A 10,297-nucleotide genomic window follows, 5' to 3' on the forward strand; every position below is an offset into this window, starting at 1 on the left:
ATCTCTTGCGTGTGTCTTCCGCGTGCTTTCGCATGCCGCTCAGTTGAAGCGCACGTATTCGAAATCCACCGGCTGGCGGTTGATGCCCATCACCGGCGGCGCGATCCAGTTGGCGAACTTGCCGGGCTCGACCACGCGGCCCATCAGGCTGGCCACAAAGGCGCGGTCGCTTTCGCTCGGCAGCCACTGGTCCACGTTCGCCTTCCATTCCGCCTCGGAAACCACGCGGCCGTCCGGGGAAACCTTCACCCCCGACAGTGCGCCGATATTGCGGTGGAATGCCTTGTGCGGCACCTTCAGGCGAACCGGAATGCCGGCCTTCTCGATGACCTTGTTCCAGCGCTCCACGCCGGAAACGCTATCCTTGATGTAGTCGTCGCGCAATACTTCGTTGAGCGCGTTGAGCATGGGCACTTCCTTCTCGGTGAGATGCCCGCCGGACGCCTGCAGGACCTTGTACGTCTGGCCCTTGAGCACGTGGTCGTCGGTGCGCTTGCCCTCCTCGTAGCGGCCCTTGAGGCCGGTGCTGTAGAAGGTGGCCGCATTGCTCGACTCGTCCGCGCCGAACAGGTCGATGGTGACGCTGTAGTGGAAGTTCAGGTAACGCTGGATGGTCGGCAGGTCGATCACGCCGGCAGCGCGCAGCCTGGCGGGATCGTCGGTCTTCAGTTCGTTCATGACCTGGCAGGTGCGCTGGATCACGCGCGACACGCCGCTCTCGCCGACGAACATGTGGTGCGCTTCCTCGGTCAGCATGAACTTGGTGGTGCGGGCCAGCGGATCGAACGAGCTTTCCGCCAGCGCGCATAGCTGGAACTTTCCGTCGCGGTCGGTGAAGTAGGTGAACATGAAGAACGACAGCCAGTCCGGGGTCTCTTCGTTGAACGCCTGCAGGATGCGCGGGTTGTCCTGCTGCCCGCTGCGGCGCTCCAGCAGCGCTTCGCCTTCCTCGCGGCCGTCGCGGCCGAAATACTTGTGCAGCAGGTAGACCATGGCCCACAGATGGCGCCCTTCTTCCACGTTGACCTGGAACAGGTTGCGCAGGTCGTACATGCTCGGCGCGGTCAGGCCGAGGTGGCGCTGCTGCTCCACCGAGGCCGGCTCGGTATCGCCCTGGGTCACGATGATGCGGCGCAGGTTGGCGCGGTATTCACCAGGGATATCCTGCCAGGCATCCTCGCCCTTGTGGTCGCCGAAATGGATCTTGCGGTTGGCTTCCGCGGGGTTCAGGAAAATGCCCCAGCGGTAGTCCGGCATCTTCACATGGCCGAAGTGCGCCCAGCCCTGCGGGTCGACGCTGATGGCGGTGCGCAGATAGATGTCGAAATTCTGCGAGCCGTCCGGGCCCATGTCGTTCCACCAGCTCAGGTAGTTGGGCTGCCATTGCTCGAGCGCGCGCTGCAGGGTGCGGTCTTCGCTGAGGTTGACGTTGTTGGGGATCTTGTCGCTGTAGTTGATGCCGGACATCATGGTCTCCGTATCTGGCTATGCATTGGCATTGGTGGAGAGAGTGCGGTTTCGGTTGCGGCGCTCCACCTGGACAGGCGCCGCACAACGATGCTCGAGCTGCTCGATGGCGATGAAGCGGAACGCCGGATCAGACCCGGTTCCAGTCGAACGCGGCCTTGTCGCCTTTGCCATAGACCTTGAGCGCACCCTTCTCGCCCACCGCGTTGGGGCGCTGGAAGATCCAGTTCTGCCAGGCGGTGAGGCGCCCGAAGATGCGGGTGAACATGTTCTCCGGCCCGTTGAAGCGCAGGTTGGCCTCCATGCCGGTCAGGGCGTCCGGCGACATGGCCGCGCGCTCTTCGAGGGCAATGCGCACCTCGTCGGTCCAGTCGATGTCGTCCGGGTTGGCGGTGACCAGGCCCACGGCGAAGGCCGCATCGGCGTCGAGCGGCTGGCCGGCCCTGGCGCGCACCGCGTCCAGCGCCGCTTGCTCGTCGTAGAAGCGGCGGCCCAGGCGGCTTTGTCCGGTCACCATCGGGTACAGCCCGAAGTTGGTCTCGGCGACCGTGATCTTCGGGGCGCGCGCTTCGTCGTCCGGCAGCGCCAGGTGGTAGCTGCGATCGCAGGCCAGCGCCAGTTCGAGGAAGGTGCCGGCAAAGCAGGAGCCCGGCTCGATCAGCGCGAACAGGCTGCGCGAGGACACATCCAGCCGCGAGAAGGTGCGGCGCAGCAGGCCGATGGTCTCGCGCACCAGCCAGTGCTCCTTGTTGGCGAGCAGCGTGGCATCCATGGCCAGCACGCCGGCGGCGTCGCCTTCGGTCTTGATCAGCCAGGTGCCGATGTCCAGTTCATTGGTGCGCATCGACAGGATGGCGTCTTCCAGTTCGCGCGCCAGTTGCAGCGGATACCAGGCGGCACCGGCTTCGGCGATGGCGCCGGGGCTCTGCGGCTGCGGGCCCGACGGCGCCTTGACGGTGAAAGTGGCCTTGCGCCCCGCGCGGTCGATCTCGACGGTGACATGGGCATAGCGCAAGGCATCGGCTTCAAGCGTGCGCGCGAGCGGGGTCAGCGGCACCCCCTTGCCGTCGGCCGGACGGTCGCTCCGCGCGGCCAGGGCCAGCGCGCGTTCCCGGACCGTCTGCGCGAACACGGCGGGCTTGGCGATCTCGTCCACCAGGCGCCAGTCCTTGGCGCGCTGCCCGCGCACGCCTTCGGTGGTGGTGCAGAAGATATCGGCGAGGTCGTGGCGCACATGGCGCTTGTCGGTCACGCGGGTCAGCCCGCCCGTGCCGGGCAACACGCCCAGCAGCGGCACTTCGGGCAGGCTCACGGCGGAGGAACGGTCGTCGACCAGGATGATCTCGTCGCAGGCCAGGGCCAGCTCGTAGCCGCCGCCGGCGCAGGCGCCGTTGACCGCGGCGAGGAACTTCAGGCCGCTGTGCTGCGACGAATCCTCCAGCCCGTTGCGCGTCTCGTTGGTGAACTTGCAGAAGTTGACCTTCCAGGCATGGCTGCTGACGCCGAGCATGAAGATGTTGGCGCCGGAGCAGAACACCTTGTCCTTGCCGCTGGTGACCACCACGGTGCGCACTTCGGGATGCTCGAAACGGATGCGGTTGACCGCATCGTTCAGCTCGATGTCGACGCCGAGGTCATAGCTGTTCAGCTTGAGCTTGTAGCCGGGACGCAGGCCGGCGTTCTCGTCGATGTCCACCGCCAGCGTGGCAACAGGACCGTCGAACGTCAGCTTCAGGTGCTTGTATTGGGACGGGTCGGTCTGGTAGTCGACGCGGGGGGCGGTAGTCATGGCTGTGTCTCCTCAGCGATGAAGCACAATAGTGCAGTGATTTCGGGTGTTGATGAAAGAACTATAGTGCATTCACAAAACCATCGTCAAGCATTATTGTGCATCTTTCCTGTTGAGTGGCGCCTGAGCATCCGCCCACCCGGACCGGGTGGCTAAAGCGGCAGCTGCAAGGCGCGGCGCACCACATCCCGGAGCGCCTGGAAGGTGGGTTCCAGCGGCTCGGCACTGGTATCGACGCTGAACTCCGCTTTCGAGTAGAACGCCGCCCGGCCCGCCAGGATATGCCGCAGATCCTCCATCGCCTCCTTGCTGGCGGCCATGGGGCGCAGATCGCCCTGGGCGCGCACGCGGCTCATATGATCCTCGGGCTCCGCCTGCAGCCACACCGTAGTGCAGTGGGCCAGCAGCAGATTGAAGGTGGCCGGGTCGGAGACCAGGCCGCCCGGCGTGGCGATCACGGCTTCCGGATAGATCTGGATGGCCTCTTCCAGCGCGCGCCGCTCATAGCGGCGGTAGGCGTTCATGCCATACAGCCCCTGGATTTCCGAGATGCTGCAGCCGGCGAACTGCTCGATCTCGCGGCTGAGTTCGACAAAGGGAAAGCCGAGATCGTCGGCCAGCATCGCGCCCAGGGTCGACTTGCCGGCGCCGCGCAGGCCGATCAGCGCCACGCGCGGGCTGCGCGCGGCGTTGCCGCCGCCGGTGCCCAGCATCTCGCCGATGGCGACGCGCACGCGCCGCAGGGTGGCTTCGTCGCGGTGTTCCAGCAGTTCCCGGATCAGCAGCCACTCCGGGGAGGAGGTGGAGACATCGCCCAGCAGCTCGGCCAGCGAGCAATGCAGCGCCGCCGCGATCTGCAGCAGCACCAGGATGGACGCGTTGCCGCTGCCGTACTCCAGGTTCGCGAGATGCCGCTCGGACACATCGGCCGCCTGCGCCGTGGCCTTGCGGGTCAGGCCGCGCCGCGCGCGAAGCTCGCGTACGCGCTCGCCCAGCGAGACCAGGAAGGCATTTTTCTCCCCGTGACCGGCCGCTGCGCCGGCGCCGTCGCGCCGCATGGCGTCCGCATCGCGCTCATCTGGGGAGGCCCGCGTTAACCCGGGAACATGCAATATAGTGCTTGACATGATTTGATGACGGCTCTATGTTTCACTCATGCACAATAATGCATGAAACGCGGGTATGCAACCCACCCAAGTCTAATGGAGTCCCCCAGATGTCCCCTACCGAATTCCGCGGGCAGATCGCGCGGCTCACGGCGCATATTGCCGGCCGGCCGCTGGATGCCGCCCTCGATGCCTGGCTGAACGCCGAGCACGGCGCCGGCAGCGCCACGTATCGCGAATTGAAGGCCGCCTGCGAGGCAGGCGTTGCCGAGGGCTGGCTGTGCGACCGCGAAGGCGGCGGCATCCGCTATGGCCGCATCTTCAAGCCGGCCGCCGATCTGCACGGCTTCTCGGTCGACGTGGTCGACATGCAGGACATCGCCGGACCGCATCACACCCATCCCAACGGCGAGATCGACCTGATCATGCCCGTCGAGGGCGAGGCGCGGTTCGATGGCCGGCCGGCGGGCTGGCTGGTCTGCCCGCCGGGCAGTGCGCACCGGCCCACCGTCACGCAGGGCCGCGCGCTGGTCCTTTACCTGCTGCCCGAAGGGCGCATCGATTTCACCCGCTGAGGACGGCGCCATGACGGCATTGCTTTCCAACTATTTCGGCGGCCGCTGGCAGGCCGGCACCCGCGGCGGCGCGGCGCTGTTCGACCCCATACTTGGCGATGAACTCGCGCGGGTCGACGCCACCGGGCTAGACCTTGCGGCGGGCTTCGATTACGCCCGCGCGCAAGGCGGCGCGGCCTTGCGCGCGCTGACCTACCGCGAGCGCGCCGCCATGCTGGCTGCCATCGTCAAGGTCCTGCAGGCCAACCGCGACGCCTATTACGACATCGCCACCGCCAACAGCGGCACCGTGAAGAACGACTCAGCGGTCGACATCGATGGCGGCATCTTCACGCTCGCCATGTATGCGAAGCTCGGCGAATCGCTGGGCGAGCGGCGCTACCTGCTGGATGGCGAGGCCGCGCGGCTCGGCAAGGAGCCGCTGTTCCAGTCGCAGCATGTGCTGGTGCCCACGCGCGGCGTGGCGCTGTTGATCAACGCCTTCAACTTTCCGGGCTGGGGCTTGTGGGAGAAAGCCGCGCCGGCCCTGCTGTCCGGCGTGCCGGTGATCGTCAAGCCCGCCACGGCCACCGCCTGGCTGGCCCAGCGCATGGCCAGGGACGTGATCGAGGCTGGCATCCTGCCGCCGGGCAGCCTGTCGGTGGTATGCGGCAGCGCGGCCGGGCTGCTCGACCAGTTGCAGCCGTTCGACGTGGTGTCGTTCACCGGCTCGGCCGAGACCGCCGCGCTGGTCCGCTCGCATGCGGCAGTGACGCAGCGCTCGGTGCGCGTCAATATCGAGGCCGACAGCGTGAACTCCGCCCTGCTGCTGCCCGGTGAAGCGGCCGGCAGCGAGGCCTTCGACCTGCTGGCGAAGGAAGCCGCGCGTGAAATGACGGTCAAGTCGGGGCAGAAATGCACCGCCATCCGCCGCATCTTCGTGCCCCAAGCACAGTATGGCGAAGCCGCCGAAGCCATCGCCGCACGTTTGCGCAAGGTCACCGTGGGCAACCCGCGCAACGAGTCGGTACGCATGGGCGCGCTGGTCAGCCGCGCGCAGCTGCAGGCCGTGCGCGCAGGCCTGCAACACTTGCGGGCGCAAACCGAAGTGCTGCACGACGGCGCCACGCACGCGCTGGTCGATGCCGACGCGGCCGTGGCCTGCTGCGCCGGTCCCACGCTGCTGGGCACGCGCGACGCGGATGCCGCCGATCGCGTCCACGACACCGAGGTCTTCGGCCCCGTAGCCACGCTGGTGCCCTATCGCGACGCCGGCCATGCGCTGGCGCTGGTGCGGCGCGGGCAGGGCTCGCTGGTGGCGTCCCTGTACGGCAGCGATGCCGCCGCGCTTGCCGCCACCGCCATCGCGCTGGCAGACAGCCACGGGCGCGTGCATGTGGTTTCCCCCGACGTGGGCGCCTTGCACACCGGCCACGGCAACGTCATGCCGCAGTCGCTGCACGGCGGCCCCGGCCGCGCTGGCGGCGGCGAGGAACTGGGGGGCTTGCGGGCGCTGACCTTCTACCACCGGCGCAGCGCCGTGCAAGCCAGCACCGATGTGCTGGCGCATCTATACCGATAAGCCTCGCCGCCGATCCATGCCGCCAGATCGGCGCGCGGCCGCAAACCCACCGAGACATCGATCCATCGATACGGGGAGACAAGCATGACAGCCGAACCACAGGTCCAGCCGCCGGGGACACCATTCAATTTCGCCCAGCACCTCATTGCGCGCAATGTCGGCAGGCCGGCCAAGACCGCCTATATCGACGACCACGGCAGCCTGAGCTACGGCGAGCTGGCCGAGCGCATCCGCCGCATGGCCGCCGCGCTGCAGGCCAGCGGCATTCACCGCGAAGAGCGCGTGCTGCTGCTGATGCACGACTGCAACGACTGGCCGGTATCCTTTCTCGGCGCCATCTACGCCGGCATCGTGCCGGTGGCGGTCAATACCCTGCTCACGGCCGACGACTATGCCTATATGCTGCAGCACAGCCGCGCGCAGGCCGTGCTGGTATCGGGCGCGCTGCTGCCGGTGCTGCGGCAAGCCTTCGCCCAGGGCGATCATGAAGTGAAGACGGTGATCGTCTCGCATCCCGCCGGGCCGCTGGACCAGGGGATGACCGCGCTCGACGCGCTGGTCGAACGCCACGCGCCGCTGGCCGCGCCCGCCGGCACCGGCCCGGACGACCCGGGCTTCTGGCTATATTCGTCGGGCTCCACCGGCCGCCCCAAGGGCGTGCTGCACAGCCAGGCCAATCCCTACTGGACCGCCGAGCTCTACGCCCGGCCCATCCTCGGCCTGGGCGAGCAGGACACCTGCTTCTCGGCGGCCAAGCTGTACTTCGCCTATGGCCTGGGCAACGCGCTGAGCTTCCCGCTCAGCGTCGGCGCCACCGTGGTGCTGATGGCCGAGCGGCCGACGCCGGAGGCCACGTTCAGGCGCTGGCTGGCAAACCGGCCCACGGTGTTCTTCGGCGCGCCGACCGGCTACGCCGGCATGCTCGCCGCCCCCGGACTGCCTGCGCGCGCGCAGGTCGCGCTGCGCTTGTGCTCCTCCGCTGGCGAAGCCTTGCCGGCGGACCTGGGCGAACGGTTCACCGCCCACTTTGGCTGCGAGATCATCGACGGCATCGGCTCCACCGAGATGCTGCATATTTTCCTGTCCAACCGCCCTGGGCAAGTGCGCTACGGCACCACGGGCTGGCCGGTGCCGGGCTACGCGGTCGAACTGCGCGACGAGGACGGCCGCCCGGTACCCGACGGCGAGGTGGGCGACCTCTTTATCCAGGGCCCGAGCGCGGCGCTGATGTACTGGGGCGACCGCGAGAAATCGCGCGAAACCTTTCGCGGCGGGTGGACCAAGAGCGGCGACAAGTATGTGCGCAATACCGATGGCAGCTACTGCTACGCCGGGCGCAGCGACGACATGCTCAAGGTCAGCGGCATCTACGTCTCACCGTTCGAGGTGGAAGCCACGCTGATGGAGCATCCATCGGTGCTGGAAGCCGCCGTCATCGGCGTGCCCGATCGGGAAGGCCTCATCAAGACCAAGGCATTCGTGGTGCGCAAAGCCGGCGCGCTGGTCAGCGACGCGGACCTGAAGGCCTTCGTCAAGGAACGCCTGGCGCCCTACAAGTATCCGCGCGCGATCGAGTTCGTGGACGCGCTGCCGAAGACGGCGACCGGCAAGATCCAGCGCTTCAGGCTGCGCGAGCTGGAGGGCGCGCCGGCCTGAGATCGCCGATCCCCGAGGCGCCGGGCGAAACTGACAGGATGCGCCAGCGCCGTCTGGAATGACGACGGCGATTACGCCCTCTCCCATCAGGGGGGCGAGGAGAAGGGTGGCTTGACCGGAGCCACTGGAAGCGAAGCCAATGGTTTTATCCAGCGTGCCGCACCGCTTGAAGCGCCCGCCTTCTCCCGGGCCCCTCTCCCACAAGTGGGAGAGGGATTGCTTGCAATGCCCCCCCTCGCAGAAGCCCCTCAAGAAAATCCAAAGAGCCAAGAAAAGGAGACAACCCATGCGTCAAATCGATGTCCACAAGCTGGCCGACGAGGCCCGCTTCAACCGCTTCCACGGGCTGGTGCTGTTCTGGTGCGCGCTGATCATCATCTTCGACGGCTACGATCTCGCCGTGGTCGGCATCGCGCTGCCCTCCATCATGAAGAGCATGGGGGTGGACGCCACCAGCGCCGGCTTCATGGTCAGCTCCGCGCTGTTTGGCATGATGTTTGGCGCCATCTTCATGGGCACCGTGGCCGACCGCATCGGCCGGCGCCGGGCCATCGCCATCTGTATCCTGCTGTTCAGCGCCTTCACCGCCGCCGCCGGATTCACCAGCGACCCCATCGCATTCAGCGTCACCCGCTTCCTGGCCGGCCTGGGCATCGGCGGGGTCATGCCCAATGTGGTGGCGCAGATGACCGAATACTCGCCGCGCAGGATCCGCGGCACCATGGTCACGCTGATGTTCAGCGGCTACTCCGTGGGCGGCATGCTGGCCGCCCTGCTCGGCAAGGGCCTGATCGAGAGCTACGGCTGGCAGTCGGTGTTTATCGCAGCGGGCCTGCCGGCGCTGCTGATCCCCGCCGTGCTGAAATGGCTGCCGGAATCGATGCCGTTCCTGATCAAGTCAGGCCGCATCGATACGCTGAAGGGCGTTGTCTCCAGGATGGAGCCGGGCTACCGGCCGCAACCGGGCGACAGCTTCGCCCTGCCGGCCGAAGACAAGGCCGCCGATGCGCCCATCGGCAAACTGTTCCAGGACGGCCGCGGCTTCAGCACCGTGATGTTCTGGGTTGCGTTCTTCATGTGCCTGTTCATGGTCTACGCGCTCAGTTCCTGGCTGGCCAAGATGATGGCCGGCGCCGGCTACAGCCTGGGCTCGGCGCTGACCTTCGTGCTGGTGCTGAATTTCGGCGCCATGATCGGCGCCATCGGCGGCGGGTGGCTGGCCGACCGCTTCAATATCAAACATGTGCTGGTGGGGATGTACGGGCTGGCAGCGGTATCGATCACGCTGCTGGGCTACCAGGTGCCGACCGGGGTACTCTTCGTGCTGGTGGCGCTGGCCGGCGCCTCGACCATCGGTACGCAGATCGTCACCTACGCCTATGCTGGCCAGTTCTACCCGATGGCCGTGCGCGGCACCGGGATCGGCTGGGCGTCAGGCGTCGGTCGCAGCGGGGCCATCCTGGCGCCGATCGTGATCGGTGCGCTGGTGGGCATGGCGCTGCCGCTGCAGCAGAACTTCATCGCCATCGCCGTGCCGGCGGTGATCGCCATGGTGGCGGTGCTGCTGATCGATCACGGCCGCTCGGCATCGGCGCAGCATCCGGCCGGCAAGACCCGGCATCATGGCCCCGCTGCCCTGTCCGCCGCGCCGCATGGGGCAAGCGAAGCACGGCGCTCCGCCTGAGTTCCAAGGCGCCGCCATTGCGGCCGGATCGGCTCCGGCAATGAAGGAAACCCGGCCCTGTCCGTCCGCGCACAGGGCCGGCACACATTGCACGCCAGGCAACAGCGGTCCTTCGCGCGCCATCCCCGGGCCGCTCTCCCGCATTCCCCGCCAGGCCTTCGTTGATCGGCCCCGCCGCCTCGGCGCGGGCCCGCTAGCGCACTCTTCCGGCGAACGCAAGCGCGGAACCGAGTAAGCATCTACGCAAAAATTCGTGGGAAGGCAGCAGGGCTCCATGCTGCAATGCGTGAATGATTGACTTAGCGCATCCGCCCACCCGGCAGGGCAGCCATGCTGTCCCATCGCCCCCCGCAGCCAGGCACGCCGGCAATCTCTCGCGGAAGCGGAAGCGCTATCGCCCCTGCTCGACCTCCGCGGCCTCCTTGCGCTCCCGCTCGTCCCACGCAGCCGATTGCCGGC

7 protein-coding genes are annotated in these 10,297 nt (G+C 67.4%); 4 read left to right on the top strand and 3 right to left on the bottom strand.

Translation table 11 applies throughout. The features are described from left to right. Positions 1-39: 39 nt before the first annotated feature. The 3 genes from boxB to P3W85_RS05795 form a co-directional block, all read right to left on the bottom strand. Complete coding sequence (gene boxB / locus P3W85_RS05785) at positions 40-1,467, bottom strand: benzoyl-CoA 2,3-epoxidase subunit BoxB (protein ID WP_276264072.1); 1,428 nt, start codon at positions 1,465-1,467, stop codon at positions 40-42. Between the two features lie 130 nt (positions 1,468-1,597). Continuing rightward, the gene (gene boxC, locus P3W85_RS05790) at positions 1,598-3,256 is read right to left on the bottom strand and encodes a 2,3-epoxybenzoyl-CoA dihydrolase (protein ID WP_276264066.1); all 1,659 of its coding nucleotides are present in this window, start codon (positions 3,254-3,256) and stop codon (positions 1,598-1,600) included. Between the two features lie 152 nt (positions 3,257-3,408). Further along, positions 3,409-4,383, bottom strand: a complete 975-nt coding sequence (locus P3W85_RS05795; RefSeq protein WP_276264067.1) for a helix-turn-helix transcriptional regulator — start codon at positions 4,381-4,383, stop codon at positions 3,409-3,411. 89 nt (positions 4,384-4,472) lie between these two features. Between P3W85_RS05795 and P3W85_RS05800 the strand changes: the two genes are divergently transcribed. The 4 genes from P3W85_RS05800 to P3W85_RS05815 all read left to right on the top strand — a co-directional run bounded on the left by P3W85_RS05800 (position 4,473) and on the right by P3W85_RS05815 (position 9,838). Beyond that, positions 4,473-4,937 (top strand): DUF4863 family protein, encoded by a 465-nt coding sequence (locus P3W85_RS05800; protein WP_276264068.1) that lies wholly within the window; start codon positions 4,473-4,475, stop codon positions 4,935-4,937. Positions 4,938-4,947: 10 nt separating this feature from the next. Next, positions 4,948-6,498: a 3,4-dehydroadipyl-CoA semialdehyde dehydrogenase gene (locus P3W85_RS05805; RefSeq protein WP_276264069.1), complete on the top strand. Its 1,551-nt coding sequence runs from the start codon at positions 4,948-4,950 to the stop codon at positions 6,496-6,498. 84 nt (positions 6,499-6,582) lie between these two features. Beyond that, a complete protein-coding gene (locus P3W85_RS05810) occupies positions 6,583-8,154 on the top strand; it encodes a benzoate-CoA ligase family protein (protein ID WP_276264070.1) in 1,572 nt (523 codons plus the stop codon). A 286-nt stretch (positions 8,155-8,440) separates the two neighbouring features. Beyond that, positions 8,441-9,838 (top strand): MFS transporter, encoded by a 1,398-nt coding sequence (locus P3W85_RS05815; protein WP_276264071.1) that lies wholly within the window; start codon positions 8,441-8,443, stop codon positions 9,836-9,838. Positions 9,839-10,297: the final 459 nt, after the last annotated feature.

This window comes from Cupriavidus basilensis (assembly GCF_029335485.1).
Lineage (GTDB): Bacteria > Pseudomonadota > Gammaproteobacteria > Burkholderiales > Burkholderiaceae > Cupriavidus > Cupriavidus basilensis_E.

What these genes read in the sequence shown, in the direction of transcription:
- boxB (WP_276264072.1), bottom strand. Translation starts at nt 1,467, where the DNA reads ATGTCCGGCATCAACTACAGCGACAAGATCCCCAACAACGTCAACCTC.
- boxC (WP_276264066.1), bottom strand. Translation starts at nt 3,256, where the DNA reads ATGACTACCGCCCCCCGCGTCGACTACCAGACCGACCCGTCCCAATAC.
- P3W85_RS05795 (WP_276264067.1), bottom strand. Translation starts at nt 4,383, where the DNA reads ATGTCAAGCACTATATTGCATGTTCCCGGGTTAACGCGGGCCTCCCCA.
- P3W85_RS05800 (WP_276264068.1), top strand. Translation starts at nt 4,473, where the DNA reads ATGTCCCCTACCGAATTCCGCGGGCAGATCGCGCGGCTCACGGCGCAT.
- P3W85_RS05805 (WP_276264069.1), top strand. Translation starts at nt 4,948, where the DNA reads ATGACGGCATTGCTTTCCAACTATTTCGGCGGCCGCTGGCAGGCCGGC.
- P3W85_RS05810 (WP_276264070.1), top strand. Translation starts at nt 6,583, where the DNA reads ATGACAGCCGAACCACAGGTCCAGCCGCCGGGGACACCATTCAATTTC.
- P3W85_RS05815 (WP_276264071.1), top strand. Translation starts at nt 8,441, where the DNA reads ATGCGTCAAATCGATGTCCACAAGCTGGCCGACGAGGCCCGCTTCAAC.